Below are 21,499 nucleotides of genomic sequence, written 5' to 3' on the forward strand. Positions count from 1 at the left end.
ACACACCGATGTTTGCCTGACACGGCACTAGGCGACGCTCGGCCGCTGGCTTCGGCGAGCAGCGTCAGGGTCAGACTGCGAAGGCGTCGATCATCGCCTCGACGTCGCCCAAGGGATACAGGATCGGGCAGGTAGCGCCGTTGGCCAGGTAGCCGTCGACGGCCTCACGGGCCTCCGCAGGCGTGCCCGAGGCCGTGAGCATCTGGACGATGTCGTCGGGCACCAGCCGCGATGCCGCCTCTACCTGCTCAGCGGTGGCGGGCCAGGTCAGCACCTTGCCGACCTCCTCCAGCAGCGAGTCGGGCACACCTGAGGCTTTCATGATGTGCGGCTGCTGGCCGAGGTACTGGGTGACCATGTTGCGTGCCATGTCCAGCGCCGTCGCACGGTCTTCGTGTACTGAGCACACCACCAGCTGAGGCCGGTCCAGATCGTCCACGCTGCGCCCGACCGACGCGGCGCCCCGCTCGAGCGCCTCCATGGCGCGGCTGTTGTAGTCGGGCGAGACGAGGTAGTTGAGCACGACGCCGTCCGCGATCTCGCCGCTTAGCTCCATCATCTTCATGCCGGTCGCGCCGATGTAGATCGGTACGTCCTTGGGTCGCCGCTCCTGGTACACGTAGTCGAGCTCGACATCGTCCAGATGCACGTGATCGCCGTGGAACGTGACGTTCTCGTTTGCGAGCAGCGCCCGCACCACGGTGGTGATCTCGCGCATAGCGCCGAGCGGGCGTGCTCGGCTGATGCCGACCTTGGCTGCCAGCGGGTCCCACCACGCGCCCAGCCCGCAGATGATGCGACCGGGCGCGAGGTCGTCGAGTGTCGAGAACATCGAAGCCAATCGAGCCGGATTGCGCGACCAGATGTCGATGACCCCCGCACCCACCTTGATGCGAGAGGTGGTTGCGGCGAACGCCGCCATCGGCACGCTGGCTTCGCGTACGAGCCGCGAGTCGGCTTGCCAGACGGCCTCGAAGCCGCGTTCCTCGGCGTACTGCGTGAAGCCCATTGCCTCGGTGATCGTGTGAGCGTCCTGCAGGTACAGCGCATTTCGAGCTGTCGTCATGAGTCAACGTCCTCCTGTGCGCCCTGTCGCCGTCGTCCCCGCGCGCATCGGGGTGCCGCTCGCGGAACATAGCCTCAGTCCGGTATGGCCAACCACACTTCACCGAATGGGGGGTCGGGGACCGCTGGGCAATTTCCCGCCAGCTACGCCGCCCAACTCGCAACCGAGGTCACCGACCCCGACGGGCGCTCTCATGTTGTCGAACAGTTCCGGGAACAGGGCATCCGCCTGCCCACCTTCGCCGAACTCGCCGATCCGACGCTGATCGACCTTGACATCACCGAGGCGTTGGCGACGGTCGACCCTGATTCCGCCGATCCGCTGAACCTGTTTCGGGTCCACTGGTTCAACGACGGCGCCGGCGGACGGACCGAGGTCCCCGAGCATGTCGTGCTGCCGAGCGAGCTGACGGGAACTCCGGCCAAGGTCGTCGTGCTGTTCGGCAACCGGTTCCCGATGATCGGCGCGCACAAGGTGCTGGCTGCGTACTCCTGCCTTGCACCACGGGTGGTCTCGGGTCAGTTCGATCCGACACGACACCGCGCAGTGTGGCCTTCGACGGGCAACTACGCCCGCGGGGGTGTGGCCATCAGCCGCATCATGGCGTGCCGCGGCGTGGCAGTGCTGCCTGAGAACATGAGCCGGGAGCGCTTCGAGTGGCTCGAGCGCTGGATCGCCGATCCTGCCGACGTCATCCGCACGCCCGGCTCGGAAAGCAACGTCAAGGAGATCTACGACGCTTGCGCGGAGCTGTCGGGGGATCCGACGAACTTCATCCTGAATCAGTTCAGCGAGTTCTCCAACCACATCGGCCACTACGAAGTCACCGGTGCCGCGCTCATGTCGGTGTTCGAGCACCTGCGGGGAGGCTCGCCGGAAGGCAATGAGTTGAGTCTCGCTGCGTTCGTCGCGGCCAGCGGCTCTGCGGGCACGCTCGGTGCCGGCGACCGGCTGAAGGACGAACGCGGCGCACAGATCGTGGCGGTCGAAGCGCTCGAATGCCCGACCATGCTCTACAACGGCTACGGCGAGCACAACATCCAGGGCATCGGCGACAAGCACATCCCCCTCATCCACAACGTCATGAACACCGACGTCATCGTCGGCGTCAGCGACCGGGCAACCGACGGGCTCGGGCTTGTGTTCAACACCGACGCGGGCCGTGATGGGCTGCGTGAGCACCTCGGCGCGGCGTCGTGGGTGCTCGACCACCTCGGGCACTTCGGCTATTCGTCGATCTGCAACACGCTGGCGGCTGCCCGTGCCGCGAACGAGTTGGGTCTCGGGCCCGACGACGTGGTCATGACCGTCGCCACCGACGGGTTCGAGATGTATTTCTCCGAGCGGGAACGTCATCTCGCGCAGCGGCACGCGGGCAGCTTCGATGCGGGCGCGGCTCGCAGCATCATCGATCAGCACCTCACGCCCGATGCCCGCAGTCCCGATGCCCCTCACATCGAGGTGCTGTCAGACCGAGGCAGAGACCGGATCTTCAACCTCGGCTATTACACCTGGGTCGAGCAGCAAGGTGTCCCGCTGGAGGACTTCGAGGCGCGCCGCGACCAGGCTTTCTGGGATTCGCTGCGAGGCCTGCCCCGCCTGTGGGACGAGATGATCAACGAGCTCAACGACGAAGTCGCCGCCACATTCATGTGATCGCACGGCCAATCGCGGCGTCCGCGACCGCACTTCACCAAAGCACGATGCTCTGTATCTGACGTCAGGCAGGCTCTCGCCACCGGGTGATGGCGTCCGCGATGTCGTTGACGAGCGGCTTCAACGAACTGGCGGCATCTGCGGCTTGTCTGCGTGCGATGATCCGTCCGATGTCGGCAGCAGTGCGATTCGCGTCTCCCGCGAGGTCGGAAACCTTGGCCTTGGCGATGTTGCCTGGGGTGTCCGAAGCAGCGCCGTACAGTGCGTCGAGGTTCGACATACGCTCGTTGAGCAAGGCGGAAGCCAGTCCGAGGTCCTCAGCAAGATCGTCGCTGAGCCGAAGCTGCTCCCACATCCATTCTTCCGGTGAGTCTGTTCCCGGAAGCAAGAAGATGCCAGCGGAGTCACCCGCAGCTTCACGCAGTTTCCGCTCGTGATGAGTACCGCGTGCGTCTCCGTCGAGCACATACATCATGTTGGCGGCCTGGCCGAATTTCTGCAGAGCACGTGCATGCTCGGGGAACTGAGCCATCCCGGTGTCGCGCCCGATACGTATCGCTTCGGGCGGGAGATTCAGACTCGGCAGCAAGTGGTCCAATATCCCCTGAATGAGCCCTTCAGCTACGTCGTCCTCGCAGAGAATATTCAAGGCATCCTGTGAACGTCCGTAGAGCGCGTTCTGAATCAGGTCTCGGTAGGCAGGCACAACGGAGACTCTCGAATCGTCGTCTCGCTGCAGGAATATTCGAGCGTTTTCGGGCACGGCGTCGAGTACCACTGGGCTATGCGTCGTGACGATGACTTGGAGGTTGTTGCGCAGTGCGAGCTGCTGCATCTCCACCATGAGCAGTTGCTGGATCCAAGGGTGCAGCCCCGCCTCCACTTCGTCGATGAGCACGAGCGCGTCGTTCATGTGAGTGACCTGTTGGGCCAGGTGCATCACGGCACGCTCGCCTGAGGCCATATGCAGCTCCGAATAGCTCGGGCCGTTGTGCCGTGCAGCGAAGAGCAGACGCTTCTTGCCGCTTTGCAGGTCGACCACCTCGTCGTAGGCAAATGGCAGTACGCGCTGTGCGAAGCTCACTTCGGCTGCCGTGAGCAGCGTCTCGGCAGGAGCAATCGACGCGCGTGACATGCTCAGCACGCCGCGCACTTCTGAAGGGTTGGTCAGGTTGCTCAAGGTGCGCAGGTAGACATCGCGTGTGGGCTGCGACGCAGCTTTCCGTCCGAAGTAGCTTCGGTTCCAGCTCTTCAGCTTGCGCCATCGCATCCGGTAATCGCCCTCAGGTGTTGCGTAGCTGTACGCCAGCGAAACATCGCCCAGGGTGTCGGAGCGCCCTCCCGCAGACGGGCTGTAGCTGGGGAACAGCGTGGACGGCACGAAGTCGCGGCTGGCAGCGCCGGGGACGGCGTAGGCGCACGCGGCCGCGAAGAGGACTGTCGTCTTGCCTGTTGCGTTGCCGCCTGCAACCACGCTGACGGGGTAGTCGAAGACAACTCGGAGGTCGCGCAGGCCTCGCAATCCGTCCACCTCGATGGCTGCCAAGAAATGCGGCATGTGGCTCTTCTTGGCCTGCAGTTGCCGCCATAGAGCGGCTGTGCGTCGTTCCGTCATGGGATTGGTGCCTAACTGCCTAAACGGCGGCGGTGTTGCGGAGGTGCTTGACGATCTCGAAGAACTCGTCGACGTCGTCGGGCACGAAGATGGCGTCGGGTCCTTCGGGTGCCACGCTGATGAAGGGTGACTCGTAGACGCGGCGCTCTTCGACGGTGCCGTGCTCGGTGAGGTAGTCGATGACCATCTCGACGAAGCGGATCTGGTTGACGCTGTAGCGCTTGTCGTCGAGGAACGTGGCGAAGGCGCGCTTCGCTGCGGCCCGGTCGAGCCCTACCAGCGAGCGGATGAACAGACCGAAGCTGCCGGCCCGCTTTGACGCCTCGGCGAAGGTGTCGGTGTCGCCGATGCCGGCCGCCACCAGTACACGCTGAAGGGCGTTCATGTCGACGAGCGTCAATGTCTCGCCGCTGCGGACCTTGGCCACAACATCCTCGGCCAGGTTCTCCTTCAGGAAGTGCCGCGCCTTCTTGCGGAACTGGGCGAACTCGTCACCGCCATCAGCGTCGTCATCGTCCCCAGCTTCACCATCGCCGCCCGGCTCACCGGTGCCAGGCAGTTTGATCACGCTGGCCCCGCCGAACTCATCGGCGAAGTCGCTGTAGAGCACGTTCTTGTTCGTGCGCACGATGAGCTGCACAAGGTTGCGGAGCCGCTTGCGGGCGTCCTCGAGCATTGGGTAGGTGACGTCGGCCCACCACTCGTCGGTCTGGATGTCGGCGATCAGCTCTTGCTGCTCAGCCAGCACCGGGATCGCAGTGCCCAGGTCCGCCAGCGCGGACGCCACACGAATGATGCGCTTGCGCTGCCGCTCGAACGGCTCGCGCCGCAGCAGGCCCAACTGCGCATTCAGCATCACCACGTCGAAGCGCTTGGCGTCCTCAGTGTCGGCATCGAGCTGGTCAGGCAGCTTGGCCACTCGCTCATTGAGCTCAGCCAGGTCTGCCAGCGAGGCCGTCTCCCACGCTTCGAGCGAGCTGAACCGCTCCACCAGCTCCAAGTGGGGGCGCACCAGGAAGTTGTTGGGGTTCATCGACGCCACGGTCCGGTGCAGCGTGGCTGCGATCTGAGCCCGTTCGTCGCCGAGCGCCGCCACCGAATCGAGCGTCTGAAGCAACTCCAACCGGGTCGAGAACAGGATCTCGCTGAGCGACTTGCCGCTCGATTTCTCCGCCGGCACCAGCGGCTGGCTGAAGTACTCGAGGTTCCCGCAGAAGTCGAACACGTTGAAGTGCGTCTTGTCCTCCCCGGGCCCGAACAGGTCCTCGCACAGCCGGGTCCCCCGCCCGAGCATCTGCCAGAACTTCGTCTTCGACCGCACCAGCTTGAAGAACACCAAGTTGACGACTTCGGGCACATCGATGCCGGTGTCCAGCATGTCCACGCTGATCGCGATGTGCGGTGCCTTCGCCTTGTTGGAGAAGTCGTCGATCAGGCTCTGGCCGTACTTCACATGATGCGTGATGACCCGAGCGAAGTTCCCGGCATCGAGCGACGGGTAGTTGGCGTCGAAGCGCTCCTTGATGAACTCGGCGTGGCGCTGGTTCTTGGCGAAGATGATCGTCTTGCCCAGCCGGTCGCCGCCGGCCACCTTGACGCCCTCGGTCATCAAGTACTTGAGCACCCGGTCGACGGTGTCGGTGTTGAACAGCCACTTGTTGAGCTCGGCGGGGTCGACCGCCTCGGGCGGCGCCAACGGGCTGCCCTCATCGTCGGTGCCCCAGTCCAGCTCGTCCCAGTCGTCCTTCTCGTCTTCGCTCAGGTCGTCGTAGCGGATGCCCTCACGCACGAACTTGAACTTGACCGACACGCTCTGAGGCGGCACCAGAAACCCGTCGTTGATGGCGTCTTCCAGCGAATAGACGTCGGTGGGCACCCCCGTCTCCAGATGGAACAAGTCGTAGGTGTTCTTGTCGACCTCGTCCTTGGGCGTGGCGGTCAGGCCCATCAGCAGCGAGTCGAAGTACTCGAAGATGCCCAGGTACTTGCCATATACCGAGCGGTGCGCCTCGTCGATCACCACCAGGTCGAAGTGCCCCACCCCGAACCGGCGAGTCCCGTCGGCCCGGAACTCGTCGATCTTGCCGACCATCGTCTGATAGGTCGACACATACACCCGGCCGTCCACGTTGCCCTCGGTCACCAGATTCACCGGCACCGAGTCGGGCAGGTGAGTCTTGAAGGCGTTCACTGCCTGGTTCACGAGGGCCGTGCGATCAGCCAGGAACAGCACCCGCTTCACCCACCCGGCTCGCATCAGCAGGTCCACCAGGGCGATCACCGTGCGGGTCTTGCCCGCGCCGGTGGCCATCACCAGCAATGCCTTGCGCTGCTTGCTGTGCTCGAAGTGTTCGGCGATGGCGCTGATCGCTCGCCACTGATAGTGGCGGTCGACGATCTGCTCGCCGACGCCCAGTGACGCCAGCGATTTGCCAGCCGTACGCCGCTGGATGAGCAATGCCAGCTCGTCGCGGGTGCAGAACCCTTGCACTCGCCGGGACGGGTACTGGGTGTCGTCCCACAGCCAGTGCTCGTAGCCGTTGCTGCAGTAGATGAGCGGCCGATGCCCGGTCGCGTCCTCCAGGCACTTGACGTACCGCTTCGCCTGCTCCATGCCAACTTTCGGATCGACCAGCGCCTTCTTGGCTTCGACCACGGCGAGGGGAAGTCCGTCGGCACCCCACAGCACATAGTCCACGTAGCCGATGCCCGAGGCGGAGGGCATCCCGTGCACCTCGTACTCGGTGTCTCGACCCTCGCTGAGATCGGTCCAGCCGGCTTCGGCCAGCAGGGCGTCGATCTTGAATTTGCGCGTCTCGGCCTCAGACCAGTCGAAGGCCTCCGGCGGGACCGTCTCGGCCGCCTTCTTCTTCGCCGCAGCGACCTCTGCCCGCAGCTTCGCCAGTTCGGCGTTCAACTCCTCGGCGGTGCGAGTCGATTCCGACAGCCGCACCTGGGCAGCGGCGAGCTCTCCGGACTCGTGCTCCAACCGCGCCTCGAGCTCTTGGCGCTCGCGCAGCGTTGCCCGCTCGGCTTCGCCCGCGTCAAGCAATCGGTGTGGGTTGAATCGCAGCGACAGATCTGGCTTCGATGTACGGCCGTAGGTGAATGCGAACCACAGACAGAACTGGAACAACGCTGAGACAATCTCGACCGCCTCCAGCTTCGATGGGGCCTTCGACTCGTGCACCGCACGGTTCCCCGCCTTCTGGATCTTCCGTGCCACGTCGAAGATCCGGCCGCCTTCCAGCACCTTGAACGCAGCCTCGTTCAACAGCGTATTGAGCATGTCGTCGTAGGCCGCAGGCAAGGATGAGTCGTGCAGGTACATCCACTTCACGGCTGATTCCAGACACTTGCGCGCATAGATGACCGCGGCACCCGGATCCGACAGCGAGTACCCCTCAGCCCGCGACGCCGACTCGAACTCCGGCTGAAACTCGGATTCGAGGAACGCGAACTGCGACTCGCTCACAGCTCCCCCCGAAACGCCCGCTGCTGGAGCGACGCGCAAAGCGCGTCTATCTCGACAAGCATGTCGCAAAGTTTGGTGCGCATTGTCTCCACAGCATCAAGCACGTCACCAAATCGCGCTTGCAGCCTGATCGGTGGGAGAGATATGTCGATTCCTTCGACAACCCTCTTCGAGATTTCCTTGAATGTTGCTCCGCTGCCGAGCGACTCAAGCTGAGGCCGGTGACGCCGCAACCACGCCCACAGGAATCTTGGGTCAACGCGAGACGAGTCCGGCACGAGACTCTTGAAGCCTTGATTCGTCGCCATCGGAGCTTTGTTGATGGCGACATATCCGATCGGAGCGCGCGAGCTCAGCAAGACGGATCCAGACGGCAGCAGCGATGCAGAGCAACTCTTCAGGCCATCGGCCGAGAGAGTCCGAGACGTTGTGTCGATGTACGGCCCCTGCAAGCCGCTTAAGTCCTTCGGTGTCACCCAACGAACTTCTCCGTCCCAATAGCGCTCGACGGACGTTTTCGGGGTCGCACCTGAGACAATATCCGCTACTTCGCCGAGCGTCGTTTCGTCCCATGACACATCCGAGGCGTTCTTGCTGAACATCTCGACAAATACGGCGTTGATGAGGTCCTCAAGCTTGCTAAGCGCGTGACGGCGCTTAGCCCGCAGCGCCTCGGCCGCATCCAGCACCGCCGCGACCCGCCGCTGGTCCTCCATCGGCGGCAGCAGTATTTCAATGTCGTCAAGATCGCGGCCCTTGAGGTTGTTGATGTTGGAACCCGCTGCCACACGCATTACGTGGCGCCGGTAGGGCTTCGTCTGAAAGAAGTGGGCAAAGTAGCCGGCGTCTACCTCGGAGGTGGGTCTCAGCACTTTGCAGAAGGCTCCGAACGCGACTTCTTCGTCGCGGCGGATGCGCGCTGCTTTTCCTACGACATCGAGACTTCCGCTGGAAGCGGCGATGAGCACGTCACCCCGCTTGAGCCACTGCTTCTCAGTCACTCTCGAAGCGGGCACGTACACGAGGTCGCCGTTCATCAACTCACCGTCAACGATGTTCCCGGCGCGGACCACTCCCACAGTACCGATCTGTGGGGTAACCGATGCTTCTGCCGACTTATAGGTGACGCCTCGAACTTGTGTGGCCAGATCGCGTACGGGAACGCGCCGAATCATGTCAGCAGCGCCTTCAGGTCTTGGATGCCTTCCAAGATCTCTCGCTCAAGAACGGCGAGCTCCTCGAGCATCTCAGACGGCGGCGCGTATTCAACCTCGTCGTAGACGACCTCCGTGTAGCGGTTGATACTGAGGTCGTAGTCGCAGGCCGCGATCTCCGCCTTGGGCACACAGAATGACTGCTCGGTGAGCGCTCGCTCCATCTCCGAACCGTGACGCTCTCGCCAGCGGGCTAACGCATCGGGCAGGTTGTTGCTCCTGTGGCCCTCTTCCGTCAGGCCCGTGGCGAGCGCGCCAAGCTCGGTTTCGTCGAGCAGTCGGTCACGCTTGTCGTCCAGGCTGTAACCATCCGCCTGTAGGTCATAGAACCATACGAGATCGGTGCCACCAGAGTTCGTCTTCGTGAACAGCAAGATCGCTGTGGACACTCCCGAGTACGGCTTGAACACACCTGCGGGCAGCGACACGATCCCATCCAGCTTCTGATCCTCGACCAAGATCCGGCGAAGTTCCTTGTGCGCTTTCGTCGAGCCGAATAAAACGCCGTCGGGCACGATCACGGCCGCCCGGCCACCGGGTCTGAGCAACCGCAGGAACAGGGCCACGAACAGCAGCTCGGTCTTCTTGGTCCTGACGACCTGCAGAAGGCCCTTGGCAGTGCCCTCGTAGTCGAGCGACCCGGCGAACGGCGGATTGGCGAGGATCAGGCTGTAGGCCTCGGTGTCGCCGGCGTGATCCTCGGCGAGCGAGTCCCGGTAGCTGATGTTCGGGTTCTGCACCCCGTGGAGCTGCATGTTCATCGAACCGATGCGGAGCATCGTGTTGTCGAAGTCGTAGCCCGAGAACATCCCGTTGTGGAAGTGCTTCGACGCGGCAGGGCGCGTGAGCGCGCTCGGGTGCTCGCGGCGGACGTACTCCCCGGCGCCAACCAAGAAACCGCAGGTGCCGCTGGCCGGATCGCAGATCACGTCGTCGGGCTGGGGCGCCATCATCTCGACCATCAGCTCGATGATGTGCCGCGGCGTACGGAACTGGCCGTTCTGGCCGGCCGCGGCGATCTTCGAGAGCATGTACTCGTAGACGTCGCCCTTGGTGTCCCGGTCGGCCATCTCGACCGCGTCGAGCCCGTCCACTGCCTTTTGCAACAGCCCAGGCGTCGGAATCGTGAGCTTGGCGCCGGTCATGTGCTTGGCATGGGTGCTCTCGTCGGCTCGCTGCTGGAGGAACGGGAACACGTAGTTCTCGACGATGTCGAACATCTCGGATGGAGGCAGATTCTTGAACTTCGACCAGCGCAGATCCCGGTACGGCCGACCCTCGGCCCGCCCTTCGGGCTGGAACGCCTGCCCCTCAGGGAAGATGTCGTCCTCGGCCGGGATCGGCTCACCCGTGCGATTCGCCTTGTTCTCCGCGAGCGTTTGCTGCTCATCGAGGGCCTTGACGAACAGCAGGTAGGTGAGCTGCTCCATCACCTCCAGCGGGTTCGAGATGCCCCCCGACCAGAAGCCGTTCCACACCGCATCGATCTGCCGCTTCAGCTCACCCGTCACCATGACCGCCCATTCTCGCCCGCAGCGCGGCCCCCGCGCATACAGGCAGGGGTTACGACAGAGCTTGCCTTCTGGGCCGTCCCTCACGAGTGTGAGCTGGGCTAGATGTCGGCCCAAGGCATGGCATCGACGAAGCGCTCCAGATGAGCGACGTTAGTGGTCGCTACGACGACCGATTCGCCTGGAGCGGCGGCGGCGAGTCGGCGTGCTTGGGCTGCGAGAAGGACGTCTCCGTCAAGCGCTGCGTGGTGGGCGGTGGGGTGCCCCCTGTTGCGTGCCTCAGCCCAGAGTGCAGCAGCGTCGTGCATGATCGCGGTGGACAGCGGCGCATAGCTCAACCCAGCACAGAGTTCGTCGAGGCGCTTGACGCCTTCAGTCCGGCCCGAGCGGATCAGCTCACGCCGCACCTCGTAGTCGGCGATCTCGGGAAGCACGATGTCTGTGCCAATGGCACCATGGGCCAGCGCCCACTCCCGGGCTTCGTTCGCCGGACCTCGTGGCGTCGGGTTGCTGAGCAGCCCGAGCGGGCCGCTGTCGAGCACGATGATCACGTCAGAACGGGCGTCCTTCGGCGTGTCGGCTGGCCGCCAACGCGTCCGTCAGGAGCAGCGCCGTCTCTTCGCGCTCTTCTGCGCTGCCGATCGCAGCGACGGCGTCGAGTGCATGGAGCGCCCGGGTTGCGGCATCGGTGTACATGGTGCTGTCGGCGGCGTAGTGCTCTGCTTTCGTGAAGTAGTGAGACCGTCTAACGGCACCCTTGCGGCCGGTGGGCAGCCACCCGAGCTTCGCCATCTTGAGCTTGATGGCGACGCCGATGGCCTGCCGTAGTCGCAATGAAGACCCGCTGTCCGCAAGAGCGCTGCTGATGACCGGATCTGTCTCGACGAAGCGTGCAACGCCGCACAATGCCGGAAACCCGTGCATCTCGGCGTCGGTGAGCCGTCGCTCATTCTCGGGGTCGTTGAGGATTGAGAAGAGCCTCAGCCATGCTTCGGGGCACCGACCGATCTCGCCTCGGTACTTTGCTGCGTGGGCGTCGTTGTTGAAGTCGGAGGCGCTGAGTTCTCGGCTGTAAGGCTGCGGCAACTCGAGATCAATGACCATATCCAGATTCTAGACATCTGAAATCAAGACGCCAGAAATCTAGATGTCATGGCGGCGAAGGCACACGGGTGGCCGTCGGCGCAGCCAGGAAATGGCGACATATGCGGATCAAGAAGCGCTACAAATGCGGCATGGAGGCTGGCGTACGCGAACTGCGAGACCATCTCAGCAGCTATCTGGCGGCAGTGCGGGACGGCGCGGAGGTGGTGGTCACAGATCACGGTAAGGCGTTCGCGCGGCTGATTCCGCTTGCAGGTCCTCGTGCAATTGACCGGCTGATCGCTGAAGGAGTGGTGACCGCTGCGAGCGCCCCGCGTCGGGCACTGGTGACGGCCGAGTTCACAGGAACGGCACCAGTGAGTGATCTGGTGGCTGAACAGCGCAGGTGATTGCCTATTTCGACACTTCCGTGTTCATCCCCCTGATCGTCGACGAGCGTTTGTTGACGCTCGAAGCCCGCGAGCAGCGTGCGATGCGGCGCGGGTGGGCGGCGGTGCGAGAATGAGCCAATGAGCGGATCGGCTGGGGGAGCGCCGGAGATTGACGGCGAGCGTTTGATGGGGCGCCTCGACGAATTGGCGCAGATCGGGGCGATCGAGGGAACGCAGGGGAACTGCCGGCTCGCGCTCACTGACGAGGACCGCGACGGGCGGGACTTGGTGTGTACGTGGATGGCCGACCTGGGTCTTGACATCACGATTGACGGGCTCGGCAACGTCGTGGCCTGCACCGAGGCTGGCCGCGTTGCCGATTCGGTGATGATGGGCAGTCACATTGACACCGTTGCCACCGGAGGGCGCTACGACGGCAACCTCGGCGTGCTGGCCGGCCTGGAGGTGATCGAGTCGGTGCTGTCCAGCGGCCGGATGCCGGCACGCCCATTGTCGGTGGGGTACTTCACCGACGAGGAAGGCAGCCGGTTCGCTCCCGACATGCTCGGCAGCCTCGCGTATGTGGGCGGCATGGCCCTCGAGGAAGCTCTGGAGATCACCGACCGCGACGGCATCGCAGTCGGCGACGAACTCGACCGCATCGGCTACCGGGGCGCGGCGCCAGTGCCCGGCACTGTCCCGTTCGCCTTCATGGAGTTGCACATCGAGCAGGGCCCGGTGCTGGAGTTTCACGAAACCCAGATCGGCGTCGTGGAAGGCGTGCAGGGCATCTCATGGACCGAGGTCACCCTGCGGGGCCAGTCGAACCACGCAGGTACGACGCCCATGCCGCTGCGGCGAGATGCGGGCCTCGCGGCGTGCCGCATCGCAAACGAGGTGCGCGACCTGGCGCACAACATCGGCGACTCACAGGTCGGCACGGTGGGCGCGATCTCGCTGGTGCCGAACCTCGTGAACGTCATCGCCGGCTCGGCGACGATGACCGTGGACCTGCGCAACACCTCTGAAGCAATGCTGCGCCACGCCGAGTCGCGGCTCGACGAGATCGTGTCCCGCAACGCCGAGGCGGAGCACCTCGACGCGTCGATGCGTCGCACCGCCCGATTCGAACCCGTCGAGTTCCATCCGGCCGTCATCGACCTCGTCGAGCAATGTGCCGCCGAGGCCGGTCTGACGCACCGCCGCATGCCCTCGGGCGCAGGTCATGACGCGCAGATGCTGGCGCGGGTGTGCCCGACAGCCATGATCTTCGTGCCCAGTTTCGACGGCGTAAGCCACAACCCAGCCGAGTACACCGCACCGCGAGACATCGAAGCGGGGGCGAACCTGCTGGCCGATGTGGTGTGGCGTCTCGCCAACGGCGAAATCGACGACGAACTGGGCCGCGCCGAGCCCGCGGGCCGCTCTGAGACTCAACCCGACGCCGGAATTGATCTCAGGTCTGGCGGGCGCGTCGGTGGCGAGTTCGATGGCAATGCGCGTGCTCGGGCAGATCGCACGACAGACGGCGGGGCGACGACATGAGACCGCTCACCGTCGGCGCAGCGCAGCTCGGGCCGATCGCCCGCTATGAGACCCGCGCCAGCGTGGTCAAGCGCCTGATCGCCCTGCTTCGTCAGGGCGCCGAGCGAGGCTGCGAAGTGGTGGTGTTCCCCGAACTGGCGCTTACCACCTTCTTTCCCCGGTGGTATTTCCCCGACGATTCACCTGAGCTGCTCGCGTACTTCGAGACCGAGATGCCCTCTGCGGAGACACAGCCGCTGTTCGACGAAGCCAAGCGCCTCGGCATCGGCTTCCACCTGGGGTACGCCGAACTGACCCCGGATGGACACCGCTACAACACCGCCATCCTCGTCGACAGCGATGGCACCCTCCTCGCCAAATACCGCAAGGTGCACATTCCCGGGCACGAAGAGCACGAGCCCCAGCGCCCGTTCCAGCATCTCGAGCGGCGCTACTTCGAGGAGTCCGCCGAGGGCTTCAGCGTGTGGCGGGCATTCGGGGGTGTCATGGGCATCGCGTTGTGCAACGACCGGCGCTGGCCCGAGACCTACCGCGTCATGGGCCTCCAAGGCGTCGAGATGATCTTCATCGGCTACAACACGCCGCTGCACTACGCGCCAGACCCGATCCAGGACCCGCTGCAGGCATTCCACAACCATCTGGTGATGCAGGCAGGCGCCTACCAGAACGGCACCTGGGTGGTCGGCGTCGCCAAGGGCGGCACCGAGGAAGGCGTGGAGTCGCTGGCGCACTCGGCGGTGATCGCGCCGTCGGGCCAGATCGTCGCCCAGGCAGTCACCGACGGCGATGAGCTGATCACGGCCCAGTGCGACTTGGACTGGTGCTCGCAGTACAAGGACACCGTGTTCAACTTCGACCGCTACCGCCGGCCCGAGACCTACCAGCTCATCGGCAAGCAGAAGGGCGTCGTCCCGCCACCGTGAGCAGTGGTGCGATTGACTGCGCGGCGGTGCGACAATAGCCAGCGGGGAAGGGACAAATGGGGTTCCGGAGACGAGGTATTCGATGACGGCAGAGCACTCGGTGACGGGGTTCGTGCTGAACGGCTCGCCGGTCACGGTCGCCAGCGACCATGAGCACCTGCTGGCGGCATTGCGAGATGAGCTGGGGATCATCTCGCCCAAGGACGGGTGTGCGCCGTCGGGTCAATGCGGCTGCTGCACGGTGCTGGTAGACGGCAAGGCCCGGGTGGCCTGCCAGACGAGCCTCGAACGCTCGGCGGGCACCGAGATCACCACTGTCGAGGGGTTCGACGAAGCCGAGCTGGACGCCATGGCGAACACCTTCGCGGCGCACGGTGCCTTGCAGTGCGGGTTCTGCACGCCGGGCATCGTGGTGCGGCTGAAGGCTCTGCTGGACCGCAAGGGCTCGGCATTGACACGTGAGGAAGCCAGCCGCCATCTCGGCGGGCACCTCTGCCGCTGCACCGGTTATACGAAGATCCTCGATGCGGTGGAATCGCTGGCGGCGGGAGAAGTGCCGGTGGCGCTGCCGCCCAAGGGCATCGGCAGTTCCGGTGTCCGCTACGAGGCCCGCGAGCTCACACTGGGCAGCCGCCCTTACATCGACGACATCGTGATCGACTCGTCGATCAGCGGTGTGACAGCCCCGTACGGAATGCTGCACGGCGCATTGCGGTTCGCCGACCATGCCCGTGCCGATGTGCTGTCGATCGACACCAGCGCAGCTCAGGCCATGCCCGGCGTGCAAGCCGTGTTCACCGCCGCCGACATCCCCGGAGTGCTGCGGGTGGGCCTCATCCACAAGGACTGGCCGGTGATGATCCCCGTCGGCGGGCGAACGTCCTACCTCGGCGACGTGCTGGCGATCGTCGTTGCCGACAATCGGCCCGCTGCTCGGCGTGCCGCCGAAGCGATCGAGGTGTCCTACGACGTCCTTGAGCCCATGACAGACCCGGTACGGGTGAAGGACAGCGACATCGACGCTGTGTGGGAGCTCGACGGCAACATCCTGTCGCGCTCGACCTATTCCCGCGGCGACATCGACGCGGCGCTGGCTGCGTCGGCCCACACGGTGACGGAGACTTTCCAGACCCAACGCATCGAGCACGCGTATCTCGAGCCCGAGTCCACCCTGGCCGTGCCCACGCCTGCCAACGGGCTCCCTGCGGGACTGCACGTCTACACCGGCGGCCAGGGCATCTGGGATGACCGCAACGACATCGCCGCGGTACTTGCGCTTGACCCGTCGGTCGTCACGACTGAGCTGGTCTCCAACGGGGGCGCGTTCGGCGGCAAGGAGGACATGTCGAACCAGGCCCACGCGGCGCTGGCGGCGTGGCTGACCGGTCGCCCGGTGCGGATCACGTTGTCGCGTGAAGAGTCCTTGCTCATGCACCCCAAGCGGCACCCCATCCGCATGACCTACGAAGTCGGCTGCGACGTCGAGGGCAAGCTCACCGCTGTGCGGGCGCGCATGTTCGGCGATTCGGGCCCGTATGCGTCAGTGGGCATGAAGGTGCTGGAACGCTCGGCGGGCCACGCCACCGGACCATACCTGGTGCCTGCAGTGGACGTCGAGTCGGTTGCGGTGCGCACCAACAACCCGGTGTGCGGCGCCTTCCGAGGCTTCGGCGCGAACCAGGCGCAGTTCGCCATGGAAGGCGTCATGGACCGGCTGGCCGAAGCGGTGGGCATCAGCGGTTTCGAAATGCGCCAGCGCAACGTGGTGGTACCCGGGGGAGTGTGGGGACCGGGCCAGATCATGGACGACGGCTGCCTCGGGGCCCAGGCCTGCCTCGACGCCGTGCGTGAGCCCTACGAGGCAGCCCGCGCCGCCGGCAAGCCCGTCGGGATCGGACTGGGACTGAAGAACTCCGGCCTCGGGAACGGCTTCAAGGAGATCGCCAAGGCGATTGTGCGCTTCTGTGACGACGGCACAGTCGAGGTTCGTCACTGCTGGACCGAGATGGGCCAAGGCGTGCACACCGTCGCGCTGCAGGTCGCCGTGGAGGAACTCGGCGTTGATCCTGAGGCGGTGCGAGTGATCGTGGACTCCACGCGCGAGCTCGGTGCGGGCCAGACCACCGGCAGCCGGGGCACGCTCATGGGCGCAGGCGCAGTGGCCGATGCGTGCCGCGCTGCTCTGGCCGACGGCTGCAAGCCCGAGGTCGACTACGAAGGCGAGTACCGGGTCGACTGGACCAACTCGCTGTCGGAGGGCTTGGAGAACCCAGTTATCCACTCGACGTTCGGCTACGCCGCCCAGGTCGTCATTCTCGATCCCGACTCCGGCGAGGTAGAGAAGGTCATCGCAGCGCACGATGTCGGCCGGGCCGTGAACCCTGTGCTGTGCGAGGGCCAGATCGAAGGCAGCGTGCATATGGGACTCGGCTATGCGCTGAGCGAGGGCTTCCCTGCTGACGCCGATGGTCGGCCGCTCAATTCCACGCTGCGCAGCCTCGCCATCATCCGGCCCAAGGACATGCCCGACGTCGAGGTGATCCTGGTGGAGTCGCCCCAGCCAGGCGCTCCTTACGGCATCAAGGGCGTCGGCGAGATCGGGCTCGTGCCGACGGCGGGAGCGGTCGCAGCGGCCCTGCGGGAGTACGAAGGCGAATGGCACAACGAGCTGCCGATGCGCAACCCCTCGAACCGCGAGCGGGCCGACGCCTGGGTATAGCTCGACACAAGCAAGGCTGAGCCGGTCATCACGCCCGGTGGCGGCGCGGGTGGCAGAGTGCAGGCCATGACATCACCTGGTTCAGTCACGTTCGGCCTGCTGTTGCCGTCACGGGAGCTCGCGATGTACGCCCCCCATGACGGTGATCCCCGCCGGCTTGTCGACTTAGCGGTGCAGGCCGAGGAACTCGGTTTCGCTGCTGCATGGATCGGCGACTCGCTGCTGGCCAAGCCGCGGGCCGAACCGCTCTCGGTGCTCGCTGCTGTTGCAGCTGCAACCGAGCGCATCGACATCGGCACAGCGGTGCTGCTCGCGTCGATGCGAAATGCGACGCAGCTCGCCCAGCAGGCCGCCACCGTCGATGCGCTGTCTGGAGGCCGGCTCATCCTGGGTGTCGGCGCAGGCCCACCCGCACCCGATGTCAACGCCGACTTCGACCTCGTCGGCGGCGACTTCGATCGGCGGGGCACCCAGCTCATGCAGATCGTGCACGATGCCCGCGAACTCTGGCAGGCCGATGGCACTCCAACGGCGCAGCGGCTTCAGCCAGTGTGCGTGACTGAGGGCGGTCCCCGCCTATGGTTGGGCGGCTCGGGGCCTCGTGGGCTCGAGCGGGCCGGCCGGCACTTCGACGGCTGGTTCCCGACCGCTCCCGCGGTGGATGCGTTCGCCGAACAGCTCGTGACGATGCGTGCTCACGCAGCCGACGCAGGACGAGACCCGGCCTCGATCACCGCGGCGGCCTACCTGACCGTCAACATCGGCGATCCCGAAACCGCCGCTGCTGAAGTCGACGAGCACTCCAAGCTCTATTACGGCGCCCCCGCAGAGGTGGTGCGCCGGCTCCTGGGCACGTATTCGGGGACGCAGGCGCAGGTGGCAGCATGGCTGCAGAGCTACATCGACGCCGGTTGCGAGCACATCAGTCTCCGCCTGGCATCATCCGACGTCGACACCCAGCTCGACCGCCTCGTCGAATTGCTCCCCGAGCTGCGCAGCTGACGGCGCTGGCACGCCCAGGCGACCCAGAAGGCCTCAGCACCGGGATTACGCTCGCAGCCGTGAGTGAGGGGGGTGCGTCAACGCCTGGCTTGGTGTGCTCGCACCATCACCTGTACTCGGCGTTGGCGAGGGGAATGCCTCCGCCACCGCGCACGCCAGGCGGCTTCGCTGAGATCCTCGAGCTGGTGTGGTGGCGCCTCGACCGAGCGCTCGATCTCGAGATGCTGGAGTGGTCGGCGAAACTCGGCGCGCTCGAAGCGCTGGAATCAGGCTGCACAGCCATTGTCGATCATCACGAATCGCCCAATGCCATCGAAGGCTCGCTCGATGTCATCGCAGCGGCCTGTGCCGAGGTCGGAGTGCGCATCAGCTGCTGCTACGGCGTCACCGACCGTCACGGCGTCGATGGGGCGCGGCGCGGCCTCGCGGAGAACGATCGCTTCCTCGCCGCTGGGGGTCGGGGATACGTCGGCGTACACGCGTCGTTCACCTGCACCAACGACACCCTGGCTGCTGCGGCGGACCTCGCCCGCCGCCATGGTGTCGGCGTCCACATCCACGTTGCCGAAGGCCCGCCAGACGCCGACGCTGCTCAACGGCTGGCCGGACTCAGCGACGAGCGTTGGCTGCTCATCCATGGTGTCCACCTGCCGACCGTGCACGGTCTTGAGGGCACGATCGTGCACAACCCTCGGTCCAACATGAATAACGCAGTCGGCTATGCCAACCCCGTCAGGTTCGCCGACATGAACCCCATCGCCTTAGGCACGGACGGGATCGGTGCCGACATGCTCGACGAGTTCCGTGTCGCGTACGCACGCTTGCGCGAGCACGACGTAACGGCGGGTCCGGATGCGCCGTGGGAGTGGCTCGCGCACGGGTGGGCGCTCATGCCAGAGGCCCGTAACGACGCCGTGCGCTGGTCCTACCCGAGCGACGACCCTTGGCATCTCGCCTACACACCCGGCGTCCACGCGCTTGACGTCACGATTGACGGCGAACAGGTGCTGGCAAACGGCGTCGCTACACGTATCGATCCGGTCGAAGTGCGGGCCAAGGCCTCAGAGCAAGCCCAACGGCTCTTCGCTGCGCTCGACGAACTTGACTGAGACTTTGGATTGGGGAGAACGACGATGGCTGCACTGGTGACCCGCAACCCGCTGTACGACGGGCGCGACTGGCCTGCCGCGCCGACTGAGGTGCGGGCATTTCATCGCCGGCTGCCTGCGTATGCGCCCACGCTGGTCATCGACGCACCCCGGCTCGCGGACAGCCTCGGCGTCGGCCGAGTTCTGGTCAAGGCCGAGACCCAGCGGATGGGACTGCCCTCGTTCAAGATCCTGGGTGCGTCGTGGGCCTCGTACCGCGCCATCTGCGAGCACCTCGGCGGCGAGCCGCCGCCGTGGGCGAACATCAACGCCTTGGCGGCCAGCCTGGCGCACTTGCGGCCGATGACGCTCGCGGCTGCTACTGACGGCAACCACGGCCGGGCCGTCGCCTTCATGGCTCGACTCCTGGGCTTCGACGCCCACATTCTCGTGCCCATCGGCACCTCGCAGGCTCGTATCGCTGCCATACAGGACGAGAGCGCCACGGTGACTGTCGTGGACGGCACCTACGACGACGCCATCGAGCAGAGCGCCGAGATGGCCAGTGACCGCTGCCTGGTGGTGTCGGACACCTCCTGGCCCGGCTACGAGACCATCCCCGCCAACGTCGCCGAGGGCTACACCACGATCTTCGCCGAAGTAGACGATGCGCTCGCTGCGAATGGCATCGGCCAGCCAGATCTCGTGGCGGTCCCCGTCGGCGTCGGAGCCTTCATGGCCGCAGCGGTCACCCACTACCGCAGTGGCGAGCACCGGCCTGTGCTGGTATCGGTCGAGCCCGACGATGCCAACTGCGTGCAGGCGTCGACTTTGGCCGGGGAGATCACCGAGACTCCCGGACCGCACCGCTCGATCATGGTGGGCCTGAACTGCGGGGTGCCCTCGCCGCTGGCTTGGCCGATGATGGCCAGCGGCGTCGACTGGTGCGTCTCGGTCGACAGCGACGCCGCCGGCCGGGCCATGGCCGATCTCGCCGGTGCACAGGTTGTGGCAGGCGAGACCGGCAGCGCATCGCTGGCGGGCCTGCGGGCGCTGCTGGCTGACGAACAGGGCCGCGATGCGCTCGACGACCTGGCGAATGCCACGGTGCTCGTCATGGTTACCGAGGGTGCCACCGACCCGGCTAACTACGAACGAATCGTCGGCCGGCCCCACACCGAGGTAGGCCGGGTGCTCACCGCTGTGCGGTGAGCACCATCGGACTCAGCCTCACCGCTGTGCGGTGAGCACCATCGGACTCAGCCTCACCGCCGTGCGGTGAGCACCATCGGGCACAGTCTCACCGCTGTGCGGTGAGGTCGATCGGGCACAGTCTGACCGCAGTACGTTGAGCGACGACTCGGGACTCGCAATCAAGGAGATGCACGCAATGCCGCTGGACCAAGCGAACTATCAGGCGATGCTCATCGACAAGCGTGACAACGGCGTGGCTGTCGTCACGCTGAACCGCCCAGAGCGACTCAATGCGATCAACGGGCAGATGCATCACGAGATGGCGACGTTCACGCGCGATGCGCAGACTGACGACGACGTAAAGGTCGTCGTGCTTGCCGGCTCAGGGCGTGCCTTCTGCGCCGGCGGCGACTTCAGCGACACCGGCGGGCCGGCGGTCAGCTTCGAAGAGGGACGCCAGATCGTCGACCACCTGCTCGAGCTGCGCAAGCCGATCATCGCCGCCGTGCAGGGATACGCGATGGGCCTCGGCGCCAACATCTCCCTGCTGTGCGACGTCGTCGTGGCGGGGCACAGCTCGGTGTTCGCTGACACGCACGTCAACATGGGCATCGGTGCCGGCGACGGGGGCCAAGTCATCTGGCCGTTGCTCATGGGTGTGAACCGGGCGAAGTGGCACCTGATGACCGGCGAACGAGTCACCGGTCAGATGCTCTATGACATGGGGCTCGTCAACTTCCTGGTCGACGACGATGCCATTCTCGATACAGCGCTCGAGAAGGCAGCGCAGCTCGCCGCAGGACCGCAGAAGGCCATCAGCGCCTCCAAGGTGCCGATCAACAATTGGATCCGACAGATGTCAGCGCAGATCCTGCCGCTGTCGCTCAGCCTCGAAGGCGAGACATTCCACAGCAGCGACGCCCGCGAGGCTCAAAGAGCGTTCGTGGAAAAGCGCGCCCCGAATTTCGACTAACCACTACCTGGGACGCAGGCAGCAGCGACGCAGAAAGGGGGGG

16 protein-coding genes are annotated in these 21,499 nt (G+C 65.2%); 9 read left to right on the forward strand and 7 right to left on the reverse strand.

Features of this window, described 5'->3' with window-relative positions; genetic code table 11:
- Nucleotides 1-70 precede the first annotated feature (70 nt).
- Nucleotides 71-1,066 (reverse strand): LLM class flavin-dependent oxidoreductase, encoded by a 996-nt coding sequence (locus ACOGJB_RS00695; protein WP_419838918.1) that lies wholly within the window; start codon nt 1,064-1,066, stop codon nt 71-73.
- Nucleotides 1,067-1,150: 84 nt separating this feature from the next.
- On the opposite strand from ACOGJB_RS00695, the gene ACOGJB_RS00700 reads away from it, so the two are divergent.
- Nucleotides 1,151-2,722: a pyridoxal-phosphate dependent enzyme gene (locus tag ACOGJB_RS00700; RefSeq protein WP_419838919.1), complete on the forward strand. Its 1,572-nt coding sequence runs from the start codon at nt 1,151-1,153 to the stop codon at nt 2,720-2,722.
- A 64-nt stretch (nt 2,723-2,786) separates the two neighbouring features.
- On the opposite strand, the gene ACOGJB_RS00705 is transcribed toward ACOGJB_RS00700, so the two are convergent.
- The 6 genes from ACOGJB_RS00705 to ACOGJB_RS00730 form a co-directional block, all read right to left on the reverse strand.
- Nucleotides 2,787-4,337, reverse strand: coding sequence for an ATP-dependent nuclease (locus ACOGJB_RS00705; protein ID WP_419838920.1), 1,551 nt, complete (start codon nt 4,335-4,337; stop codon nt 2,787-2,789).
- 19 nt (nt 4,338-4,356) lie between these two features.
- A complete protein-coding gene (locus ACOGJB_RS00710) occupies nt 4,357-7,812 on the reverse strand; it encodes a DEAD/DEAH box helicase family protein (protein WP_419838921.1) in 3,456 nt (1,151 codons plus the stop codon).
- Nucleotides 7,809-8,849: a restriction endonuclease subunit S gene (locus tag ACOGJB_RS00715; RefSeq protein ID WP_419838922.1), complete on the reverse strand. Its 1,041-nt coding sequence runs from the start codon at nt 8,847-8,849 to the stop codon at nt 7,809-7,811. Before ACOGJB_RS00715 ends, ACOGJB_RS00710 begins: the two co-directional genes overlap by 4 nt.
- 134 nt (nt 8,850-8,983) lie before the next feature.
- Nucleotides 8,984-10,540, reverse strand: a complete 1,557-nt coding sequence (locus ACOGJB_RS00720) for a type I restriction-modification system subunit M (RefSeq protein WP_419838923.1) — start codon at nt 10,538-10,540, stop codon at nt 8,984-8,986.
- 98 nt (nt 10,541-10,638) lie between these two features.
- Nucleotides 10,639-11,088, reverse strand: coding sequence for a nucleic acid-binding protein (locus ACOGJB_RS00725; protein ID WP_419838924.1), 450 nt, complete (start codon nt 11,086-11,088; stop codon nt 10,639-10,641).
- Between the two features lies 1 nt (nt 11,089).
- Nucleotides 11,090-11,641 (reverse strand): hypothetical protein, encoded by a 552-nt coding sequence (locus ACOGJB_RS00730; RefSeq protein ID WP_419838925.1) that lies wholly within the window; start codon nt 11,639-11,641, stop codon nt 11,090-11,092.
- A 131-nt stretch (nt 11,642-11,772) separates the two neighbouring features.
- Between ACOGJB_RS00730 and ACOGJB_RS00735 the strand changes: the two genes are divergently transcribed.
- From ACOGJB_RS00735 to ACOGJB_RS00770, 8 genes are all read left to right on the forward strand, one after another.
- Nucleotides 11,773-12,030, forward strand: coding sequence for a type II toxin-antitoxin system Phd/YefM family antitoxin (locus tag ACOGJB_RS00735; RefSeq protein WP_419838926.1), 258 nt, complete (start codon nt 11,773-11,775; stop codon nt 12,028-12,030).
- Between the two features lie 120 nt (nt 12,031-12,150).
- Nucleotides 12,151-13,557 carry a Zn-dependent hydrolase gene (locus ACOGJB_RS00740; protein WP_419838927.1) on the forward strand — a complete coding sequence of 469 codons (1,407 nt, stop codon included), beginning with the start codon at nt 12,151-12,153 and terminating at the stop codon, nt 13,555-13,557.
- Entirely contained in the window at nt 13,554-14,480 is a 927-nt protein-coding gene (locus tag ACOGJB_RS00745) for an N-carbamoyl-D-amino-acid hydrolase (protein ID WP_419838928.1), read from the forward strand. The genes ACOGJB_RS00740 and ACOGJB_RS00745 overlap by 4 nt, the downstream gene beginning before the upstream one ends.
- Before the next feature lie 82 nt (nt 14,481-14,562).
- A complete protein-coding gene (locus ACOGJB_RS00750; protein ID WP_419838929.1) occupies nt 14,563-17,199 on the forward strand; it encodes a molybdopterin cofactor-binding domain-containing protein in 2,637 nt (878 codons plus the stop codon).
- A gap of 66 nt (nt 17,200-17,265) precedes the next feature.
- Nucleotides 17,266-18,201, forward strand: coding sequence for an LLM class flavin-dependent oxidoreductase (locus ACOGJB_RS00755; RefSeq protein WP_419838930.1), 936 nt, complete (start codon nt 17,266-17,268; stop codon nt 18,199-18,201).
- Nucleotides 18,202-18,260: 59 nt separating this feature from the next.
- Nucleotides 18,261-19,310, forward strand: coding sequence for an amidohydrolase family protein (locus ACOGJB_RS00760; protein WP_419838931.1), 1,050 nt, complete (start codon nt 18,261-18,263; stop codon nt 19,308-19,310).
- Nucleotides 19,311-19,334: 24 nt separating this feature from the next.
- Nucleotides 19,335-20,501: a diaminopropionate ammonia-lyase gene (locus ACOGJB_RS00765; RefSeq protein ID WP_419838932.1), complete on the forward strand. Its 1,167-nt coding sequence runs from the start codon at nt 19,335-19,337 to the stop codon at nt 20,499-20,501.
- A gap of 136 nt (nt 20,502-20,637) precedes the next feature.
- Nucleotides 20,638-21,456, forward strand: a complete 819-nt coding sequence (locus ACOGJB_RS00770; RefSeq protein ID WP_419838933.1) for an enoyl-CoA hydratase/isomerase family protein — start codon at nt 20,638-20,640, stop codon at nt 21,454-21,456.
- The last annotated feature ends 43 nt before the right edge of the window (nt 21,457-21,499 follow it).

This window comes from Candidatus Poriferisodalis sp. (genome assembly GCF_965208895.1).
GTDB lineage: Bacteria > Actinomycetota > Acidimicrobiia > Acidimicrobiales > Poriferisodalaceae > Poriferisodalis.

What these genes read in the sequence shown, in the direction of transcription:
- ACOGJB_RS00695 (WP_419838918.1), bottom strand. Translation starts at nt 1,066, where the DNA reads ATGACGACAGCTCGAAATGCGCTGTACCTGCAGGACGCTCACACGATC.
- ACOGJB_RS00700 (WP_419838919.1), top strand. Translation starts at nt 1,151, where the DNA reads ATGGCCAACCACACTTCACCGAATGGGGGGTCGGGGACCGCTGGGCAA.
- ACOGJB_RS00705 (WP_419838920.1), bottom strand. Translation starts at nt 4,337, where the DNA reads ATGACGGAACGACGCACAGCCGCTCTATGGCGGCAACTGCAGGCCAAG.
- ACOGJB_RS00715 (WP_419838922.1), bottom strand. Translation starts at nt 8,849, where the DNA reads ATGAACGGCGACCTCGTGTACGTGCCCGCTTCGAGAGTGACTGAGAAG.
- ACOGJB_RS00720 (WP_419838923.1), bottom strand. Translation starts at nt 10,540, where the DNA reads ATGGTGACGGGTGAGCTGAAGCGGCAGATCGATGCGGTGTGGAACGGC.
- ACOGJB_RS00730 (WP_419838925.1), bottom strand. Translation starts at nt 11,641, where the DNA reads ATGGTCATTGATCTCGAGTTGCCGCAGCCTTACAGCCGAGAACTCAGC.
- ACOGJB_RS00735 (WP_419838926.1), top strand. Translation starts at nt 11,773, where the DNA reads ATGGAGGCTGGCGTACGCGAACTGCGAGACCATCTCAGCAGCTATCTG.
- ACOGJB_RS00740 (WP_419838927.1), top strand. Translation starts at nt 12,151, where the DNA reads ATGAGCGGATCGGCTGGGGGAGCGCCGGAGATTGACGGCGAGCGTTTG.
- ACOGJB_RS00745 (WP_419838928.1), top strand. Translation starts at nt 13,554, where the DNA reads ATGAGACCGCTCACCGTCGGCGCAGCGCAGCTCGGGCCGATCGCCCGC.
- ACOGJB_RS00750 (WP_419838929.1), top strand. Translation starts at nt 14,563, where the DNA reads ATGACGGCAGAGCACTCGGTGACGGGGTTCGTGCTGAACGGCTCGCCG.
- ACOGJB_RS00755 (WP_419838930.1), top strand. Translation starts at nt 17,266, where the DNA reads ATGACATCACCTGGTTCAGTCACGTTCGGCCTGCTGTTGCCGTCACGG.
- ACOGJB_RS00765 (WP_419838932.1), top strand. Translation starts at nt 19,335, where the DNA reads ATGGCTGCACTGGTGACCCGCAACCCGCTGTACGACGGGCGCGACTGG.